Source organism: Microbacterium sp. S308A+ (genome assembly GCF_049800815.1).
Taxonomy (GTDB): domain Bacteria; phylum Actinomycetota; class Actinomycetes; order Actinomycetales; family Microbacteriaceae; genus Microbacterium.
This window is the reverse complement of record NZ_JBNAFT010000002.1, coordinates 25,661-44,588: the sequence shown is the minus strand read 5'-3', so window position 1 is coordinate 44,588 and position 18,928 is coordinate 25,661. Positions and strand designations below refer to the sequence as shown.

The 18,928-nt window shown below is 71.3% G+C and carries 20 protein-coding genes; 12 read left to right on the top strand and 8 right to left on the bottom strand.

What is annotated here, in order from left to right:
* Positions 1-132: 132 nt before the first annotated feature.
* The gene (locus tag ACP15J_RS05965; protein ID WP_424936103.1) at positions 133-1,338 is read right to left on the bottom strand and encodes an MFS transporter; all 1,206 of its coding nucleotides are present in this window, start codon (positions 1,336-1,338) and stop codon (positions 133-135) included.
* A gap of 189 nt (positions 1,339-1,527) precedes the next feature.
* Between ACP15J_RS05965 and ACP15J_RS05960 the strand changes: the two genes are divergently transcribed.
* Entirely contained in the window at positions 1,528-1,977 is a 450-nt protein-coding gene (locus tag ACP15J_RS05960) for a MarR family winged helix-turn-helix transcriptional regulator (RefSeq protein ID WP_424936102.1), read from the top strand.
* A 19-nt stretch (positions 1,978-1,996) separates the two neighbouring features.
* Positions 1,997-2,917 carry an NADP-dependent oxidoreductase gene (locus tag ACP15J_RS05955; RefSeq protein ID WP_424936101.1) on the top strand — a complete coding sequence of 307 codons (921 nt, stop codon included), beginning with the start codon at positions 1,997-1,999 and terminating at the stop codon, positions 2,915-2,917.
* A 158-nt stretch (positions 2,918-3,075) separates the two neighbouring features.
* Here ACP15J_RS05955 and ACP15J_RS05950 read toward each other — a convergent pair whose 3' ends face one another.
* Positions 3,076-3,873 carry a helix-turn-helix transcriptional regulator gene (locus tag ACP15J_RS05950; protein WP_424936100.1) on the bottom strand — a complete coding sequence of 266 codons (798 nt, stop codon included), beginning with the start codon at positions 3,871-3,873 and terminating at the stop codon, positions 3,076-3,078.
* 76 nt (positions 3,874-3,949) lie between these two features.
* Between ACP15J_RS05950 and ilvD the strand changes: the two genes are divergently transcribed.
* Entirely contained in the window at positions 3,950-5,854 is a 1,905-nt protein-coding gene (gene ilvD / locus ACP15J_RS05945; protein WP_424936099.1) for a dihydroxy-acid dehydratase, read from the top strand.
* 130 nt (positions 5,855-5,984) lie between these two features.
* Here ilvD and ACP15J_RS05940 read toward each other — a convergent pair whose 3' ends face one another.
* Positions 5,985-6,176, bottom strand: a complete 192-nt coding sequence (locus ACP15J_RS05940; RefSeq protein ID WP_424936098.1) for a hypothetical protein — start codon at positions 6,174-6,176, stop codon at positions 5,985-5,987.
* A 143-nt stretch (positions 6,177-6,319) separates the two neighbouring features.
* On the opposite strand from ACP15J_RS05940, the gene ACP15J_RS05935 reads away from it, so the two are divergent.
* The 3 genes from ACP15J_RS05935 to ACP15J_RS05925 are packed head-to-tail and all read left to right on the top strand — an operon-like array spanning position 6,320 to position 8,561.
* A complete protein-coding gene (locus ACP15J_RS05935; RefSeq protein WP_424936097.1) occupies positions 6,320-7,285 on the top strand; it encodes an ABC transporter ATP-binding protein in 966 nt (321 codons plus the stop codon).
* Positions 7,282-8,103, top strand: coding sequence for an ABC transporter permease (locus ACP15J_RS05930; RefSeq protein ID WP_424936096.1), 822 nt, complete (start codon positions 7,282-7,284; stop codon positions 8,101-8,103). The genes ACP15J_RS05935 and ACP15J_RS05930 overlap by 4 nt, the downstream gene beginning before the upstream one ends.
* Positions 8,104-8,159: 56 nt before the next feature.
* Complete coding sequence (locus tag ACP15J_RS05925) at positions 8,160-8,561, top strand: RidA family protein (RefSeq protein WP_424936095.1); 402 nt, start codon at positions 8,160-8,162, stop codon at positions 8,559-8,561.
* Positions 8,562-8,615: 54 nt separating this feature from the next.
* On the opposite strand, the gene ACP15J_RS05920 is transcribed toward ACP15J_RS05925, so the two are convergent.
* Positions 8,616-8,885 (bottom strand): hypothetical protein, encoded by a 270-nt coding sequence (locus tag ACP15J_RS05920; RefSeq protein WP_424936094.1) that lies wholly within the window; start codon positions 8,883-8,885, stop codon positions 8,616-8,618.
* 214 nt (positions 8,886-9,099) lie between these two features.
* Here ACP15J_RS05920 and ACP15J_RS05915 point away from each other — a divergent pair, with 214 nt between their 5' ends.
* Positions 9,100-9,921 (top strand): arginase family protein, encoded by an 822-nt coding sequence (locus ACP15J_RS05915; RefSeq protein ID WP_424936093.1) that lies wholly within the window; start codon positions 9,100-9,102, stop codon positions 9,919-9,921.
* Positions 9,922-9,957: 36 nt separating this feature from the next.
* Positions 9,958-11,121 carry a polysaccharide deacetylase family protein gene (locus tag ACP15J_RS05910; RefSeq protein ID WP_424936092.1) on the top strand — a complete coding sequence of 388 codons (1,164 nt, stop codon included), beginning with the start codon at positions 9,958-9,960 and terminating at the stop codon, positions 11,119-11,121.
* A gap of 163 nt (positions 11,122-11,284) precedes the next feature.
* On the opposite strand, the gene ACP15J_RS05905 is transcribed toward ACP15J_RS05910, so the two are convergent.
* Complete coding sequence (locus ACP15J_RS05905; protein ID WP_424980895.1) at positions 11,285-12,472, bottom strand: glycosyltransferase; 1,188 nt, start codon at positions 12,470-12,472, stop codon at positions 11,285-11,287.
* Positions 12,473-12,629: 157 nt separating this feature from the next.
* Here ACP15J_RS05905 and ACP15J_RS05900 point away from each other — a divergent pair, with 157 nt between their 5' ends.
* Positions 12,630-12,893: a glutaredoxin family protein gene (locus tag ACP15J_RS05900; RefSeq protein WP_424936090.1), complete on the top strand. Its 264-nt coding sequence runs from the start codon at positions 12,630-12,632 to the stop codon at positions 12,891-12,893.
* A gap of 60 nt (positions 12,894-12,953) precedes the next feature.
* Positions 12,954-14,678 carry an aldehyde dehydrogenase family protein gene (locus ACP15J_RS05895; protein WP_424936089.1) on the top strand — a complete coding sequence of 575 codons (1,725 nt, stop codon included), beginning with the start codon at positions 12,954-12,956 and terminating at the stop codon, positions 14,676-14,678.
* Between the two features lie 212 nt (positions 14,679-14,890).
* Here ACP15J_RS05895 and ypfJ read toward each other — a convergent pair whose 3' ends face one another.
* A complete protein-coding gene (gene ypfJ / locus ACP15J_RS05890; protein ID WP_424936088.1) occupies positions 14,891-15,778 on the bottom strand; it encodes a KPN_02809 family neutral zinc metallopeptidase in 888 nt (295 codons plus the stop codon).
* Positions 15,779-15,850: 72 nt separating this feature from the next.
* Here ypfJ and ACP15J_RS05885 point away from each other — a divergent pair, with 72 nt between their 5' ends.
* Together ACP15J_RS05885 and ACP15J_RS05880 are read left to right on the top strand one after the other, a co-directional pair.
* Entirely contained in the window at positions 15,851-16,858 is a 1,008-nt protein-coding gene (locus ACP15J_RS05885; RefSeq protein WP_424936087.1) for a malate dehydrogenase, read from the top strand.
* Positions 16,859-16,944: 86 nt separating this feature from the next.
* Positions 16,945-17,394 (top strand): recombinase family protein, encoded by a 450-nt coding sequence (locus ACP15J_RS05880; RefSeq protein ID WP_424936086.1) that lies wholly within the window; start codon positions 16,945-16,947, stop codon positions 17,392-17,394.
* Positions 17,395-17,414: 20 nt separating this feature from the next.
* Here ACP15J_RS05880 and ACP15J_RS05875 read toward each other — a convergent pair whose 3' ends face one another.
* Entirely contained in the window at positions 17,415-17,981 is a 567-nt protein-coding gene (locus ACP15J_RS05875; RefSeq protein ID WP_424936085.1) for a DNA-3-methyladenine glycosylase I, read from the bottom strand.
* A 99-nt stretch (positions 17,982-18,080) separates the two neighbouring features.
* Positions 18,081-18,917 carry a PfkB family carbohydrate kinase gene (locus ACP15J_RS05870; RefSeq protein WP_424936084.1) on the bottom strand — a complete coding sequence of 279 codons (837 nt, stop codon included), beginning with the start codon at positions 18,915-18,917 and terminating at the stop codon, positions 18,081-18,083.
* Positions 18,918-18,928 lie beyond the last annotated feature (11 nt).

Genomic DNA, 18,928 nt, shown 5'->3' with positions numbered 1-18,928 from the left:
CGAGCCCGCTCCGCTCCCCTCGCGTTTTCCGCCGGTTCTGCCTCGCTCCGGTCGCGATCTCTGTCGCTATCCCGAGCCGGGAGCGACAGATCTCGCGACCGGAACAGTCCACAGGGGCGGGTCCGGCGGACGTCAGACGGCGGCCGGGAGGGAGGAGGACTCCGGAACGGACGGGGACGACGCCCGGGAGGCGGAACGGCGGGCGGTCACCGCGGCGACGACCATCACGACGAGCGCCGCGCCCGTGACGGCGGCTCCGATCCAGATCGGCGCGGTGTAGCCGAGGCCCGCGGCGATGCCGACGCCGCCGGCCCATGCCCCCAGGGCGTTGCCGACGTTGAACGCGCCGATGTTCGCTCCCGAGGCGAGCGTCGGCGCGCCCCCGGCATAGCGCATGATGCGGCTCTGGAGGCCGGGGACGGTGCCGAACCCGAAGCCGCCCATGAGCACGAGGAGCACGATGGTGGCCGGCTGAGACCAGGCGAGCAGTCCGAAGGCGAGGAGGACCGCCGCGAGAAGGGCGATGAAGACGAGGAGCGTGCCGTCGATCGACCGGTCGGCCAGGCGTCCGCCCACCGCGTTGCCGACGACGAGCCCCGCGCCGAACAGCACGAGCAGCCAGGGCACGGCCCCGCTCGCGAACCCGGCGACCTCCGTCAGCGTGTAGGCGATGTAGGTGAAGGCGCCGAACATCCCGCCGAAGGCGAGCACCGTCAGCGACAGCGACAGCCACACCTGCCCGGAGCGGAACGCGCCGAGCTCACGACGCAGGCTCACCTGCTCGGCCTCGCCGCGCGTGGCCGGCACGAGCGCCGCGATGCCGATGAACGCCAGCACCCCGATCCCCGCGATGACCCAGAAGGTCGAGCGCCAGCCCAGCTGCTGGCCGAGGAAGGTGCCGAACGGCACGCCGAGCACGTTCGCCGCCGTGAGGCCCGTGAACATGATCGCGATCGCCCTGCCCTTCTTCTCCGGCGCCACGAGGCCGGCGGCGACGACGGCCCCGATCCCGAAGAAGGCACCGTGGCAGAGCGCCGCGATCACCCGCCCGAGCAGGGCGACGCCGTAGTCCGGCGCCAGCGCGGTGAGCGCGTTGCCGAGGATGAAGAGCACGACGAGCGCGAGCAGGACGGGCTTGCGCGGGAGCCGGATGGTCGCGGCGGTGATCCCGAGCGCGCCGACGACGACGCTCAGCGCGTAACCGGAGATGAGCCATCCGGCGGTCGCCTCGGTGACGGCGAAGTCGGCCGCCACCTCGGGCAGCAGGCCCATGATGACGAACTCTGTGAGTCCGATGCCGAACGCTCCGATGGCGAGCGCGACGAGTCCGAGGGGCATGAAGGTTTCCTCCGATGAGGGTGGATCGGGAGACGAGAGCCGGAGGCGATGAGGTCCGGATCGGGACTCCTCTGATAAGGTAGTTGCAGACGCGGGATATTGCGTCAATGAACACAATCATTGCACACGCAATTATCCCGCGCAAGCAACCATCGTGCGGCATCCGCACGCCGACATCCGGGAGGACGCATGGGCATCGCCGACGACGCCGTCGAGATCCGTGCGCGCGGCTGGCGCACGCTCGCCGCGCTCCACACCCTCATCGAGACCGAGCTGGAGCGCGCCCTCGCCGCCTCGGTCAGTCTCTCCGTCGTGGAGTACACGGTGCTCGACGCCCTGAGCCGCCAGGACGGCTGGCACATGCGCATGCAGCAGCTCGCGCGGGCGACCGCGCTCAGCCCGAGCGCCACGACCCGCCTGGTCACCCGCCTCGAGGACCGGCAGCTGCTCACCCGGATCCTCTGCGCGGACGACCGCCGCGGGATCTACACCGAGCTCACGCCGGCAGGCCGGGCGCTCTACGACCAGGCCCACCCGATCCACGACGAGACCCTGGAGCGCGTCCTCGCCGAGGCCGCCGACCAGCCCGAGCTCGCCCCCGTCGTGCATGCCCTCCAGGGCGCGCCCGCCACCGTCTGACGCGTCGAGAGGAGAAACCATGCGCGCCGCCGTCTACGACCACTACACCCAGGACCCCGGGGACGTCACCGTCCGCGAGGTCGCCGAGCCCAAGCTCTTCCCCGGGTCGGTGCTCATCGAGGTGCGCGCCGCGGGCGTGAACCCGGTCGACTGGAAGGCGATGGCCGGCTACCTCGACGCTCTCATCTCGCCGGTCTTCCCCGTCATCCCCGGCTGGGACGTCGCGGGCGTCGTGGTCGCGCTCGGACCGGACACCCCCGAGTTCGCGATCGGTGACGAAGTGATGGCCTATGCCCGCAAGGACGTCCTGGCCGACGGGACCTTCGCCGAGCGCGTCGCCGTCCCCGCCGCGGCCGTGGCCCGCAAGCCCGCCTCGCTCCCCTGGGAGGAGGCCGCGGGGCTCCCGCTCGCGGGTGGCACCGCGCTCCGCACGCTCGACGCCCTCGGCGACCTCGACGGACGCACCCTCCTCATCCACGGAGCGGCCGGAGGCGTGGGGAGCTTCGCGGTGCAGATCGCCGTCGCCCGCGGCGCCCGCGTGATCGGCACCGCCTCCGAGCGCAACCACGACTACCTGCGCGGCCTCGGCGCCGAGCCCGTGACCTACGGCGACGGCCTGGCCGACCGCGTCCTCGCCCTGGCCGGCGGACGGGTCAACGCGGTCGCCGACTTCGTGGGCGGACAGCTGGAGACCACCCTCGCCGTCCTGCGCGAGGGCGGCCCGCACGCGTCGGTCGCCGACGGCACTGTGGGCGAGCACGGCGGACGGATCATCTGGGTCCGCCCCGACGGCGCCGAGACCGCGCGCCTGGCGGCGCTGGCCGAAGAGGGTCGCCTGCGCGTCGAGGTGGCGAAGACCTTCCCGCTCGATGCGGTCGCCGAGGCCTTCCGCGAGAGCCAGAGCGGGCACACCCGCGGCAAGCTCGTCATCCTCCCCTAGCCTGCGCGCTCAGCAGCCCCTGCTGGTCTGCCTTGCCGGGCCGCCTCGTCGGATCGAAGTACTTCTGTCGGTCCTGACAGATGAATCGGGCCGGTAGAAGTGAGAAGGCCCGACGGCCTCTCTCGGGAGCAGAGCGGCGAGAGCCGTCTCGGCCGCGGTCAACCCGGGATCGGCAGATACGCGACCACACGGAGCTCCGGCGCGTCCTGCGGCGCGAGGACGACCTGCTCGTACTCCACGGCGCCGCCCTCGGGATGCAGGAACGCCCGGTGGCGCGAGGAGAAGCGCTCGACCTCGTGTTCCTCCCAGGCCAGGGCGAAGTCCTCGCTCGCATGCCGGAGATGCGACACCAGGCGGACGTGCTCCGACGCTCCCGCTCGCGCACCGGTCTCGGCGCGGTACTCGGCGAGGAACCGGCGGCTCGTCGTCTCCCAGTCCGGGAGCATCGCGCGCACCGACGGGTCGGTGAACACGAACGCGAGCAGGTTGCGCTCCTCGGCCGCGGCGAGCGCCACGCCGGGGAACAGGCGGCGATAGGACGAGTTCCAGGCGCAGATGTCCCAGTGCCCGTTGAGCGCGAAGGCCGGTGCGGGCTCGAGCGCGTCGAGGAGGTGCTGCACGTGGGCGGGGACCGCCGCCGGGGCGACCGGGACCGGCGCGGCCGACGGCGCGAAGCCCGCGATGCCCAGGACGTAGTCGTGCTCCGCGCGGGTGAGCCGCAGGCCGACGGCGACGGCGTCGAGCACCTGCCGCGAGGGCCGGATGTCTCGTCCCTGCTCCAGCCACGTGTACCAGGTGACCGAGACGCCGGAGAGCACCGCGACCTCCTCCCGCCGGAGGCCCGTCGTGCGGGCACGCCCGGCCGGGGGCAGGCCGTACTCGGCGCGATCGGCGGCCGTGCGCTTCCGGCGGAGGAACGCGCCGAGCTCGCGGCGCCGTCCGTCGTCCTTTTCCACCCCTGAAAACTATCAGTGCCACTACTAGCATCACCGCCGTCTTCGCCGGGCGCGGCCGGGACGGAAGCATGGTCTCATGCCGATCCTTCGCTCTCGCACCGTGACCCATGGCAGGAACATGGCCGGAGCCCGCGCTCTCATGCGCGCCTCGGGCGTGGCTGACTCCGACATCGGCAAGCCGATCGTCGCGGTCGCGAACTCCTTCACCGAGTTCGTCCCCGGCCACACGCATCTGCAGCCGGTCGGCCGGATCGTCTCCGAGGCGATCCACGCCGCGGGCGCGGTGCCGCGCGAGTTCAACACGATCGCCGTCGACGACGGCATCGCCATGGGCCACGGCGGCATGCTGTACTCCCTTCCCTCGCGCGACCTCATCGCCGACTCGGTCGAGTACATGGTGAACGCCCACTGCGCCGACGCCCTCATCTGCATCTCCAACTGCGACAAGATCACGCCGGGGATGCTCATGGCCGCGCTCCGCCTCGACATCCCGACGATCTTCGTCTCCGGCGGTCCGATGGAGGCCGGCCGGGTCACGCTCTCCGACGGCTCGGTCCGCTCCCTCGACCTCGTCAACGCGATCGCGGACGCGGTGGACGAGTCGATCTCCGACGCCGACATGCGCCTCATCGAGGAGAACGCCTGTCCCACCTGCGGATCGTGCTCGGGGATGTTCACCGCGAACTCGATGAACTGCCTCACCGAGGCGATCGGGCTCTCCCTCCCCGGCAACGGCTCCGTGCTCGCGACGCACACCGCACGCCGCGCGCTCTACGAGCGGGCTGGGGCGACGATCGTCGAGATCACCAAGCGCTACTACGAGCAGGACGACGCCTCGGTCCTCCCCCGTGCGATCGCGACCGCGACGGCGTTCGACAACGCGATGGCCTTGGACATCGCGATGGGCGGCTCCACCAACACGATCCTGCACCTGCTCGCCGCGGCCGAGGAGGCGGGCGTGGACTACGGGCTCGCGGAGATCGACGCGAAGTCGAGGCAGGTGCCGTGCCTGGCGAAGGTCGCGCCCAACGTCGCGAACGGCAAGACCTATTACATGGAGGACGTCCACCGCGCCGGCGGCATCCCGGCGATCCTGGGCGAGCTGCGGCGCGGCGGGCTCCTCCATGAGGACGTGCACGCGGTCCACTCCCCCGATCTCGCGACCTGGCTGGACGAGTGGGACGTGCGGGGAGGACGCGCATCGGACGAGGCCCGCGCGCTCTGGCACGCCGCTCCCGGAGGCGGACGCTCGTCGACCGCCTTCTCGCAGTCCAACGAGTGGACGAGCCTCGACCTCGACGCAGAAGGCGGCTGCATCCGCTCCGTCGCGAACGCCTACTCCGCCGACGGCGGTCTCGCCGTGCTGCGCGGGAACATCGCCGTCGACGGCGCCGTCGTGAAGACCGCGGGGGTCGATCCGTCCATCTGGACCTTCGAGGGCCCGGCCGTCGTCTGCGAGTCGCAGGAGGAGGCGGTGCAGAAGATCCTCGACAAGACCGTCACCGAGGGCGATGTGGTCGTCATCCGCTACGAGGGCCCCCGCGGCGGCCCAGGGATGCAGGAGATGCTCCACCCGACCTCGTTCCTCAAGGGGCGGGGCCTCGGCAAGAGCTGCGCGCTCATCACCGACGGACGCTTCTCGGGGGGCACGAGCGGGCTGTCGATCGGGCACATCTCGCCCGAGGCCGCCGCGGGCGGCGCGATCGCGCTGATCGAGGACGGCGATCGGATCCGGATCGACATCCCGGCGCGCCAGATGGAGCTCCTGGTGGCGCCCGACGTGCTCGACGAACGCCGCGCGCGCCTCGAGGCGACGACCGGGCACCGTCCCGTCGATCGCGAGCGTCCGGTGTCGGCTGCGCTCCGCGCCTACGCCGCGATGGTCACGTCGGCCGATCGCGGAGCCGTCCGCGACATCGCGCTTCTCGACCGCCCCGTCGCGCAGCCGGCCGTCGCCGCGGAGCCCGCACCGGTCGCCTGAGCCGCGCCGTTCGCGCCCTCACGCGCGCCGGAGCCGACGCTGAGGAAGGGCAGATCACGCGCCCGCCACGCAGGCCATGACGCGAAGGTCAGGCCGCGCAGGCCGGGCCGCGCAGGTCAGGCGAGAGGGGTCACTGCTCCCAGGACCGGGTGCGCTTGGTCGCGCCGCCCGCCTCGGTCATCATGACGGCGAGCGCGAGGCTGAAGCTGAGGATGCCGCCGGTAAAGACCACGCCCTGCATCGCCGGAAGCCCGGGGGCGATGCCCATCAGCACCATTCCACCGAGGAACAGCACTCCGAAGACGATGAATCTGATGATCACCGGACACCTCCTGTTGTCCCCACGATCCTACCGTTTTCGCACCGCGCTCGTTCCCGCACCCCCTCGCTCCCTGCCGGGCGTCATCGCGAGCGGACGACAAGGCCGGCGAACGTTCGCGGCGACTTCCACGGCAGACTGGAGCCATGAACGAGACAGCAACGTCCGCGGCGCGGACCGCCGCAGGCGCCGGGAGCGACGAGCGCGCACCCGTTCGTCCGGCGGTCGAGGCCACGGGCCTGACCAAGGCGTTCCGCGGCTTCACCGCCGTCGCCGGAGTGGGGATAACCGTCCGCCAGGGCGAGGTCGTCGCCTTCCTCGGCCCGAACGGCGCGGGGAAGACCAGCACCATCGACATGCTCCTCGGCCTCTCGCAGCCCGACCGCGGCGAGGTGCGGCTGTTCGGGCTCACGCCTCGGCAGGCCATCGGCCGCGGGCTCGTCTCCGCCGTCATGCAGACCGGCGGTCTCCTGGGCGACGTCACCGTGCGCGACACGATGAAGCTCACCGCCTCGCTCTTCGCGCAGACGACGAGCATCGATGCGGCACTCGAACGGGCGGGGATCGCCGACATCGCCGACCGCAGGGTGTCCCGATGCTCGGGCGGACAGCAGCAGCGACTGCGGTTCGCGATGGCCCTCGTCTCGGACCCTGGCCTGATCGTGCTGGACGAGCCGACCACGGGCATGGACGTCGAGGGCCGCCACTCGTTCTGGCAGGCGATCCACGCGGACGCGCGCCGCGGGCGCACGGTGCTCTTCGCGACGCATTACCTGGAGGAGGCCGATCAGTACGCGGATCGGATCATCCTCATCCGCAAGGGACGGATCGTCGCGGACGGCACGACCGCGGAGATCAAGGCCATGGCCGCCGGCCGCACGGTCGAGGCCGAGTGGCCGGGGGCGGACCGGAACGCTCTCGCCGCCCTCCCCGGGGTCGAGACGGTCGAGGTCCGGGGCACCCGCGTCGTCGTGCGCGCCAGCGATTCCGACGCGGTGGCCCGGCACCTCCTCACGCAGACTCCGGCGCACGACGTGACGATCACGAGCCAGAACCTGGAGCAGGCGTTCCTGCGCCTCACCGGCGACGACGCCGAGGGAGGACGCGCATGAGCACCCCGCCCCTCGAACGCCTCGACGCCATCGACCCGTCTGCTCGGCGCGCCCCCGTCCTGGGCGGCTTCAGCGGGACCTTCCTCTCCGTCGAGCTCAAGCGACTGTTCCGCAACTCCAGCGTGGTGGTCTTCACCCTGATCTTCCCGATCGCGATGCTCTTCCTCGTCGCGATGCCCAACCGCGACGCCTCGATCGACGAGATCCCGGTCAGCGCGGGCGGGATCTCCGCCGCCGTGCCGATCATGATCTCGATGGCCGTCTACGGCGCGTTGGTCGCGAGCACCATGACCGGCGTATCGGTGGCCTCGGAACGCGCGCAGGGCTGGAGCAGGCAGCTGCGCCTCACCCCGCTGAACCCCGTGGTGTACATCCTCGTCAAGATCCTCTGCGGTCTCGTGCTCGGCGGCCTGGCGGTGATCGTGACGATCGCCGTCGGCGCGGCGATGGGGATCACCGCTCCCCTCGGCAATCTCGTCGGGGCCGGCGTCCTCGCCTGGCTGAGCTCGCTCATGATGACGAGCCTGGGCCTCGCCGTCGGCTACGCGTTCCCGGCGCAGAACGCGATGCGATATCTCGGGCCGATCCTTCCGGTCCTCAGCTTCATGGGCGGCCTGTTCTTCCCGCTGTACTCGATGCCGGAGGGCGTGCAGATCGCCGCGAAGCTCACCCCTGTGTGGGGGATCGCGAACCTCTCCCAGTCGGCGGTCGTCGGCGCGGCACCCGACGTCTGGGCCGTGCCGAACCTCCTGGTCTGGTTCATCCTGTTCACCGGCTTCGCGGTGCTGATGTTCCGCCGCGACACCCGCCGCGTGTGATCACGGCAGAATCGCACGCGGCGCCCGATGTCGGTCGCCTCACGCAGAATGCCTCCATGGACATCACCTATCCGCGGCCCGAAGGCCTCGTCGTCAGCCCTGCGTTCAGCCACGTCGCCGTCATCCCGCCCGGCTCGACCACGATCCACGTGGGAGGTCAGAACGGTGTCGACGCCAGCGGCGCGGTCGTCTCGAGCGACATCGCCGCGCAGGCCGCACGTGCCCTCGACAACGCCGAGGCCGCGCTTCACACCGCGGGAGCGACCCTCGCCGACGTCGTCAGCTGGACGGTTCTCGTCCACGCCGACGCGGATCTCCGGGCGGCCTACGGCGCCGTGGGGCCGAAGCTCGCCAGAGAGGGCGCGCCCCCGCTGGTCACCGCCGCTCGGGTCGCCGGCCTCGGCGTGCCGGGAGCGCTCATCGAGGTGAGCGCGGTCGCGGCCATCCCGCCCGCCTGAGGGCGCGATCACGCGGAGGACGGCCGCGTGCCTGGCGGTTCCTCTGCGTGACCGTCAGGCGTTGATCCAGCGTCGGCGACGACTGCGGGACGGACGTCGCCGCCCCTTCGGGTGCGAGCCTCCGGAGAGCGCAGCCCGTGCGGCCGCGAGCGTGGGGTAGGAGCCGATGCGACGGCTGTGGCGATCGTGGAGGACGTGTGCATGCGGGTCGATCGTGACGAACCCCGCGAACTCGCCCTCGCGGGTCGCGACGAAGACGTCGTCGGCCGCCTGCTTCCAGGTCAGGGGCGCGTCGGAGCGCGCCGAGATGTCGGTGGTGTTCATGATGGTGCTACGTTCCTGTGGGCGGCATCGGGGCCGCCGAGTGCTTTCTTTCGCCGGAGCGGACGAACACGCATCGGTGCGGATCATCCGAGACAGGTGCCCCGGCGGGCATCGCGCGGTGCCGGTGAGAAGCGGCACGGGGAACACGCGGAAGCCCTTACTCTAGCAGATGCCCTCGGAACACCCCGGGCACGACGAGCACAGGAGGCTACGGATGCCCAAGGACTACGCGCTCATCCTCTGCCAGGGCCGGGTCGGAGACCGTACGGACGGGGCTCTTCCCGGCGCTCGCGCCGCCGCCACAGCGCTGGGCGCCTACCTGGGCGTGGAGCCCGTCGTCGTCGGCACGCCCGCGCCCGCCGCGACGGATGACTGGTCGGTCGCCCTCCCGCAGGCGCGCGAGACCCTAGAAGGCCTGCGGGACGCGGTACGGGACGCGCTCGACGCGGAACGCGTCCCTCTGCTCGTGACCAACACCTGCGGCGCGAGCCTGGGCACGCTCCCCACGGTCGCCGAGCGTCACCCGGACGCCGTGGTGCTCTGGATCGACGCGCACGGCGATTTCAACACTCCGGCCACCACCGGCTCCGGCTACCTCGGCGGAATGGTCCTCGCTGCCGCCTGCGGGCTCTGGGACAGCGGCCACGGCGCGGGACTCGAACCTGCTCAGGCGATCGTGGTCGGGGGCCGCGACATCGATCCGGCCGAGGCCGAGCTTCTCGCCGACGCCAGCGTCCGGGTCCTCCCTCCACAGGAGAGCACACCGGAGCGCATCGCCGAGCTCGTCGCCGGCCGCCCGGTGTGGATCCACATCGACTGGGACGTTCTCGAGCCGGGATACATTCCGGCCGCCTACCGCGTCGACGAGGGGCTGCTCCCCCACCAGATCGCGGACATCCTCGCCGCGTTCCCTTCAGGAAGCGTCCGCGGGGTCGAGCTCGCCGAGTTCGAGGCCGGCGATCCGCGGATCCCGCAGAACATCAGCGTGGAGCTCATCCTGGAGACCTTCCAGGCCCTCCACCGCGCTCAGGGCTGACAAGCGCACTGATCTTGGCCTTCTAGAATCTGGCTCATGGCCACGCCCCCGTCGACACCCCCCGGTCGCCCCCGACCCTCGCGCACCGTCCTCCGCCGTCGTCGCCTCCTGGTCGCGGTCGTCGCGATCCTCGCGCTCGCCCTCATCGCGACCCTGACGGTGATCGGCGTGCGCGCGCTCACCGGAGGGCCGGAGACGAAGGCCGACCAGGACCGGACCGCTCCGACGTCACCGAGCCCCACGCCGACGCCCCTCTCGCCGGCAGAGGCGCTGCTCGCCGACGCGAAGGATCCGAACGCCTGCGCGGTCTCGTTCGCCGGCGAGGGGATCGCCCTCGACCCCATGCTCCAGACCCAGGGCGCGCTCTACGCGGGCCTCCCGATCCCCACCCGCCCCGGCGCGGTCTTCGCCGGATGGTACGCCACCGCCGCGGACGCCGCCGCGTTCACCCCGACCGCCCGGATCAACGGCTCCAAGCTCGCCACCTGCACGGATCGTCAGGTCACCCTCCACGGTTCGTGGATGACGCCGGAGCAGAGCGCGGCCGCGGGCACCAAGGTGCCGATCCTCATGTACCACCAGTTCACGACCAAGCCCGAGGGCGAGGACAACTGGCTCCGTGGCAACTACGCCTACATCGGCGACTTCGAGGCGCACATGAAGCACATCGCCGACGGTCAGTTCTACCTGCCGACCTGGGACGAGCTCAACGCCTTCATCGACGGCGCCCTGTACATCCCGCCGAAGTCGGTGATCATCACCGACGACGACGCCGACCAGACCTGGCTCGACCTCGCCGTCCCCGTGGTCACCAAGAACCAGTTGCTCACGACGTCCTTCGTGATCACCAACGTCCGTCAGGCGCCGTCACCGTCCCCGTACGTGATCCAGCGCTCGCACACCGACTCGATGCACGAGGCAGGCGAGAACGGCAAGGGACGGATGGTCAACTGGCCGGCCGACCAGATCGCGGCCGACCTGGAGAAGTCCGCGTCGATCCTCGGCGCCAAAGAGGTCGTCGCCTACCCCTACGGCCATTACAACGCCACCACCAAGGAGGGCGTCACGAAGGCCGGTTTCCTGCTGGGGCGTACGATCGACTGGGGCTACGTGACGCCGGGGACGGACAAGCTCGCGCTGCCGGTGATCCGGATCAACTACGGCGACACCCTCGACGACCTGATCTCGAACATCGGCTGAGCCGGCTCTCGGTCTTGCGCCGACCCCGCGACGGCTACGGGTGATCCCTTAGCCGTCGCGGGCGTCGCCCTGGCTCCGGCCGTCGGAGGAGGACAGCCGGCGCGACGCCCGGACTCCGCCGCCCACGGATGCTGAGGCCTCAGACGCGAGGAACGACGGTGGCTCAGGCCTCGGAGCCGAGCTCGCTACGGGCGCCGAGGTCGGGCGCCGGCGCGTGCACCCGCTCGCGTTCCCGCTCGACCGCCGCCGCCTGCTTGGACGCCTTGCGCACCGCACGGCGCGGGGCGTACACCACGAGCGAGTGGAACATGAAGCGCACGAAGAAGGCGGCGACAAGCGATATCGCGGCGGCGAGGATGCTGGAGATGTGCCACGTCTCGACCATGAAGGCGAGCACGGGGATGCGCAACGCCGCCTCGATGTTGTTGAACGCGAAGGACTGCGCGAAGCGCACCGACAACCGCGAGGCGTCGCCGGTCATGTCATTGAAGACGTAACGCTCCTGCAGGATGAAATTGCCGACGATCGTCAGCTCGGCGGCGATGACCGCCGCCCACACGTATTCCACGCCCATGTGCGTGAGCGCCCACATGATGCCGAGGTTGGCGAGGGCCCCGATGCCACCGATGATCGCGAAGAGAGACATCTTGCCGAAGCGCAGCATCGTCAGGTGCCGGAGGAAGGCCATGCCTTGAGCGAAGGACGCCTTGGATGTGCCGTGCAGCCGCTCGCCGAACTCCATCGGCACCTCGGCGATGCGTACATCGGAGCGGACGAGGATCTCCAGCAGGATCTTGAAGCCGTTCGGCCGGAGTGCCGCCGGGTCGACGCGGCGGCGGTCGACGAGGAAGTACCCGGTCATCGGGTCGGACGCACGGGAGAGACGGATCGGGAACATCGCCTTCGTCAGCAGCGTCGCCCCGCGGGAGACGCCGAAGCGCACGGCGGTGCCGAGGCCTCCGCTGTCGCCGCCACCGATGTAGCGCGACGCCACGACCACGTCGGCGTCACCCTCGGCGTGCCGGCCGACGAGGTCGGGGATCAGCTCCGGCGGGTGCTGCAGGTCGCCGTCCATCACGATGCAGACGTCGTACTCGGCCGCGCGAAGCCCCTCGACCACGGCGCCGCCGAGGCCTCCGACCGGGTCGTCCCGGTGCAGGAGGCGAACCGGCACAGGCGATGTCAGAGAGACCTGGCGGATCACCTCCGGGGTGTCGTCGCTGCTGTCGTCGACGAAGAGGATCTCTCCGTCCTGCCCCTCCAGAGCGCCGGAGACGCGACGCACGAGCTCTTGGACGTTGTCGCGTTCATTGAAGGTCGGGACGATGATCGTCACACCCGCGGGCGCCATCCGGCCGTCCATACCCCTCCTCAAGACAATGCGCCTCTCATCGTGCCATGTCCGGCCATGCCCAACCTGCGTGTTTCCCTTTCCGTTATCCGATTCTCCCCGGGCTCCCAGAAACGAGACCGGCGCCACCCAGCCTCTGGGGCCGTACCCTGGAGACATGACTGCCCCCGCCTCCGACACGGTCACGATGTTCGGCGCCGACTGGTGCCGTGACTGCATTCGCACCAAGAAGCAGCTCGACGAGCTCGGTGTCGCATACACCTACGTCGATCTCGTCGCGGACCCCGCGGCCGCCGACGTGGCGAAGGAGATCTCGGGTCGCATGAACATCCCGGTGGTGGTCTACCCCGATGCCTCCCACCACGTCGAGCCCTCGAACGCCGACGTCGAGGCCAAGCTCCGCGAGCTCTCCCTCATCTGATCCAGGCGTCGCCGAGGCACCGCCCGTAGGCTGGACCCGATCCGCGCCGAAGGAGGCCCGATGCCCACCACCCTCGCCGACGACGTCCGCGCTCCCATCGACGCCGCGATCGCGGATCTCCGTGACGGAGAACGCACCTGGGCGGGCCTCGCCGCCGATCAACGCGCCACGCTCCTGCGTGGGGTGCGCCGCTCCGTGGCCGACACGGCACGCGCCTGGGCCCGCACGGCCGCGTCGTCCAAGCAGCTCTCACCCACGCATCCCCTGCGGGGCGAGGAATGGCTGAGCGGGCCATACGGCGTGCTCGGGGCGTTGGACGCATACATCGAGACGCTCGAACGCATCGCGACCGGTCGCAACCCTCTCGACGGCGTGCGCATCGACAGGGCCCCCGGCGCCCGCACCCGTGTGCACGCCTTCCCGCTCACCGGCATCGACCGCGTGCTGCTGTCCGGCTTCACAGGAGAGGTGTGGCTGCGCCCGGGGACGACGCCCGGAGAGGCGAGGGCCCGGGCCGGTCTCGCCCAGCGTGCGCCGCGGGACGGGGACGGCGGGATCGGCCTCGTGCTCGGCGCCGGCAACATCACCTCGATCCCTGTGCTCGACGTCCTCTACGAGCTGCTCGCGCACAACCGGGTCGTGCTGCTGAAGGTGAACCCGACGCAGGACTCCCTGGTGCCCGTCTACGAGCGCGCGCTCGCGCCGCTCATCGCCCTGGGACTCCTGCGGATCGTGCGCGGCGGCCCCGACGTCGGGGCTCATCTCACCGAGCACAAGGCCTTCGCCCACGTGCACATCACCGGTTCCGCGCCGACCTTCGACGCGATCGTCTGGGGCACGGGAGCCGCGGCGACACGGCGGCGACGGGAAGGCCGGCCACGGCTGAAGACGCCCATCACCGCGGAGCTCGGCGGCGTGTCGCCGATCATCGTCGTGCCCGGCGAGTGGACCGAGGAGGATCTGCGCTTCCACGCCGAGCACATCGCGACCATGCGCCTGCAGAACAGCGGGCACAACTGCATCGCGGGGCAGGTCGTGCTCCTCTCCTCGGACTGGCCCCAGGCCGAGCGTTTCCGCGCGGAGCTGCGCCGCGCCTACGCGGCCGCCCCGGAGCGCCCGACCTGGTATCCGCGCTCGGACGAGCGGATGCGCGAGGCCGCGCAGTCCTACCCCGACGCGCTCGTGCTGGCCGACCGTCTGCTCGTCGAGCTCGGCCCCGACGACGATCCGAGCGCGATGGAGCAGACGGAGTACTTCGCGCCCGTGCTGGGCGTGGTGTCGCTCCCCGGCACCGGACAGAGGTTCCTGAACGCCGCCGTGGCGCACGCCAACGACCGCCTTCAGGGGACGCTCGGCGCCAACGTCCTCGTCGACCCGGCGACGGAGCAGTCGCTCGGCGAGGGCCTGGAGCGGGCGATCGCCGACCTCCGCTACGGCGACATCGCGATCAACGCCTGGACCGGCTTCGCCTTCATCACGCCGACCCTGTCCTGGGGGGCCTATCCCGGCGGCACGATCGAGGACGTCGGAAGCGGGATCGGCGTCGTGCACAACGCGCTGCTGCTCGCCGACGTGGAGCGTTCTGTCGTACGGGGACCGTTCCGCCCCTTCCCTCGTTCGCTCCGCGCGCTCGGCGGATCCGGCCGGTTCACGATCCTGCCGAAGCCGCCGTGGTTCGTGACGTCCCGCACGGCGGCGACGGTGAGCGAGGGGCTGACCCGGTTCCGGGCCCGCGGCGGCGTGCTCTCGCTCCTGCGCACCCTGGTCCAGGCCCTGCGCGCGTAGGAGCCGCTCACGCGGACGGGAACCGCCCGACCCACCCTGCCGGTCGCGACCAACTCTGTCGGCCCCGCGCAACTCTGCCGGACCACAGCCTCACCATAGGCCGACAGACTTCACTTCATCCGACAGTCGTGCGGCGCGCACAGCCACGCAAGGCCAATCTTGGCGCCGCAGCCGGCGTGCCAGCCGCGACCGGGCCCAACGACCGGGCTGGGTCAGCGGCCGAGCTCCTCGACCGACACCGAGAAGGTGTCGCACACGCCGAGGCCGTTCTGGTAGCCGTTGGCGAACCAGTACTGCCGCGCGCTGCTCGATCCGTGGGTCCAGCTCTCCGGGTTCACGAACCCGGACTGCTGCTGGATGTTGTCGTCGCCGACGGTCTTCGCCGCGTTCACGGCGTCGCGCAGCTCGGCCTCGGTGGGCGCCTGGAGATAGGCGACGCCCTTGGCGTCCTTCTGCTCGGTCATGTCGCCGATCCAGGCCCCCGCGTAGCAGTCGGCCTGCAGCTCGGTGCGCACGCCGTTGCTGCCGGGGCCCGTCCCGTTGTCGGGGAACTTCGCCATGGTCCCGGTGATGTTCTGGATGTGGTGACCCCATTCATGCCCCACGATGTACAGCTGCGCGAGGTTCCCCGCCGACGCCCCGAACTGCTGCCGCATGAGCTGGAAGAAGGTGGGGTCGAGGTACACGCCCTGCTCGGGCGGGCAGTAGAACGGTCCGACGGCGTTCGAGGCCGTCCCGCACGTGGTGGGCGTCGATCCCTGCACGACCGTCATCTGCGGCGGCTGGTACCCCTTGACCTGCTGCGTCCAGTAGGCGTCGAGAGCGACCTGCGCGCCGGCCATCCGGCAGTCGTCGTTCGCGTTGGCGTCCTTGCCGCTCTTGCACTCGTCCAGGAGCGCCCCCTGCGAGGACGGCGCGGCACCCCCGCCGCCGTCCTGACCGCCGCCGAGGAAGCCGGAGAGATCCACGCCCGTGAACATGCCGATGAGAACCACGGCGATCGCTCCGAGCCCCACGCCGCCGCCGGCGATCGCCGCCGTGCGTCCGCCGCGCCGTCGCGTGGTGTTGCCGCTGATGTCGGCATCGGGGTTGAACGTCATGGGATGAGGGTACCGCTCCCTCGTGCCTCCGCCGCGGTGCCGTCACGGGACCCACGGTCGTAGGCTCGAGACATGACCACGACGATCACCATCACCGGCGCCGGCGGACAGATCGGGTACGCGCTGCTGTTCCGGATCGCGGCGGGCGACATGCTCGGCACCGAGGAGAGTGTCCGCCTCCGGCTGCTGGAGATCCCGGCGGGGCTCGGCGCGGCCGAGGGCGCCGCGCTGGAGCTGCAGGACGGCGCGTTCCCCCTCCTCGAGGACGTCGAGGTGACGGACGATCCCGCCGTCGGCTTCGACGGGACCGACCACGCCCTGCTGGTCGGCGCGCGTCCGCGAGGCCCGGGGATGGAGCGCGGCGACCTCCTCGCGGCCAACGGGGGGATCTTCGGCCCTCAGGGCGCCGCGATCGCGGCGCACGCGGCTGCCGGCGTGCGAGTCACGGTCGTCGGCAATCCCGCCAACACCAACGCCCTGATCGCGGCCGCGGCCGCCGACGGCGTGCCCGCCGAGCGCTTCAGCGCCCTCACCCGTCTGGACGAGAACCGCGCCCGCGGCCAGCTCGCCGCGGCTCTCGACGTGCCGGTCGCTGACGTGCGCCGGCTCCCCATCTGGGGCAACCACTCGGCCACGCAGTTCCCCGACGTCTCACACGCGACGGTCGCCGGACGCTCCGCGACCGAGGCCCTCGCCGAGCGGGTGGGAGACGTCCATGCCTGGTTGGACGAGACCTTCATCCCCCGGGTCGCCCAGCGCGGTGCGGAGATCATCCGGGTGCGCGGCTCGTCCTCCGTCGCCTCCGCGGCCGGCGCCACGATCGACCACGTGCGCGACTGGACGCTGGGCACCGGGGTCCACGGCGGGGTCGAGGACTGGACGAGCGCGGCCGTGGTGTCGCACGGGGAATACGGCGTGCCGGAAGGACTGATCAGCTCCTTCCCGGTCCGCGCGGTCGACGGCGAGTGGCGGATCGTCGAGGGGATCGAGCTCGACGCCTGGGCGCGAGAGCGAGTCGACCGGTCCGTCGCCGAGCTCGGCGAGGAGCGCGACGCCGTCCGCGCTCTCGGCCTGCTCTGACCCGCTTTCCGTCTCGTTCTCCCCTCCCGTCCCCGGAAGTCGGCGGGTCAGGGCAGAATGGAGATGACATGAGCAGGAGGAGCGCGATGAGCGAGAACAGCCCCATCGACGACGCTCTGACGAGCCCGCTGAACCTCCCGCACCCGGCTGCCGAATGCCCTAAGTGCTTCACCGAGCTCCAGCAGAACCGCGACTGGTGGTCCGCGAAGCCCGAGGGCTCGCGTCTGGTCGGCCTGGTCGTCGCTCGTGAAGGGATGCCATCGGTCGTGCAGCAGCGCGACGACCTCACACGGTTCGGCGTCCCGATCGAGGGCTTCCGCCATCCGGCACCCGAGATCCTGGAGAGCTGGGGCGACCGGATCTCCCGCCTGATCGACACGCTCAACCCCGGGGACGTTCTCGTCGTCGCCAACGTCCACGCGCTCGGCCGCGACCTCGACGAGGAGGCGCGCACGGTCGCCGCTCTCCGCCGACACGGCGTCATGGTCAAGGTGCTCGGCCACGACGCACGTCATCTCGCCGACGCCGGCCGCTGACCGCGGTCGCGATGCCGAGGTCAGGCGCGCCAGCAGCCCTCGAGGTGATCGTCCACCATCCCCGCCGACTGCATCAGCGCGTACATCGTCGTGGGCCCCACGAAGCGGAAGCCGCGCTTGCGGAGGGCCTTGCTGAGCGCCTCGGACTCCGCCGTCACCGCCGCCACGTCGGTCATCGTCCGAGGACGGACGTGGCGGGCCGGATCGGGAGCGTACGACCACATCAGGCCGTCCAGCTCGCCCTCGGCCATGTCCTGCACGATGGTCGCGTTCGAGATCGTCGCCTCGATCTTCGACCGATTGCGCACGATTCCGGTGTCGGTGAGAAGCCGCTCCACATCGTCCTCGCCGAACGCGGCGACAGCAGCCGGGTCGAAGCCGGCGAACACCTCGCGGAAGCGCGGACGCTTGCGCAGGATCGTGATCCAGGAGAGCCCCGCCTGGAAGCCTTCGAGCGCCATCTTCTCGAACAGCGCCCGGTCGCCGTGCAGCGGCTGCCCCCACTCCTCGTCATGGTAGCGGCGGTACTCGGGGTCGGAGCCCGCCCACGCGCAGCGGGGGCGGTCGTCGAGATCGGCGATCGTCATGCGTCTCACCCTATGTCGCGCCGCGGACACGGCGGCCGCTCCGTGTCCTGGCGAGAGGTTCCCCCTCCGGCTCGACTCGCGGAACGGCGGACCGGCGCGTCAGGAAAGATACTCGTCGAGCGCGGCGAGACGAGGCTGCGAACGAGGGTCAGCCACGGCGGCGGCGCCGACCGCGCACGCCGCGGCGAGCGCCCGCTCCGGCACGACCCCGGAGGCCAGGGCGTAGGTGAGCGCCGCACAGAAGGCGTCCCCTGCACCCACGGTGTTCGCCACGACCGTCTTGACCGCCGGCGCCGAGGCGACCTCGGCGCCGTTCTCGAAGAGCTTGGCGCCGTCGGCACCGTAGGTCACAGCGACCCGCCGCGCCGTCCGCAGCGCCGGGATGAGCGCGTACTCCGTCTCGTTGACGATCACGAGGTCCGCACGGTCGAGCACCGCCTCCGGGAGGGGCAGTGCCGGCGCGGCGTTGAGGGCGAAATACCCGCGGGCCTTCTCCGCCAGCTCCGTCACGACGTCCATCGAGATCTCCAGCTGCGCGAGCACCGCCTCCTCCGCGCCGAACTCGACGCCGGCCAGACTCACGTCGCCGTTCGCGCCCTCGCAGACGGCGATCTGGTTCTCGCCCGCGGCGTCGACCACGATGAGGGCCACCCCGGTGGCCTCCTCGCTCGTGCGTACCGCGGACGTGTCCACCCCTGCCGCCCCGAGCTCCTCGCGCATCCATGCGCCGTCGGAGTCGGAGCCGACCGCGCCGATCATCCGTACGTCCGCGCCGAGCCGGGCGGCTGCGGCCGCCTGGTTCGCACCTTTGCCCCCGGCCTCGCGCACGAGGCGTCCGCCGCCGATGGTCTCGCCCGGCTCGGGCAGGCGTTCGGTGCGCGCCGTGAGGTCAACGTTGATGCTGCCGACGACGGCGAGGGAGAGGGGCGCGACCATGGTGCTCCTGT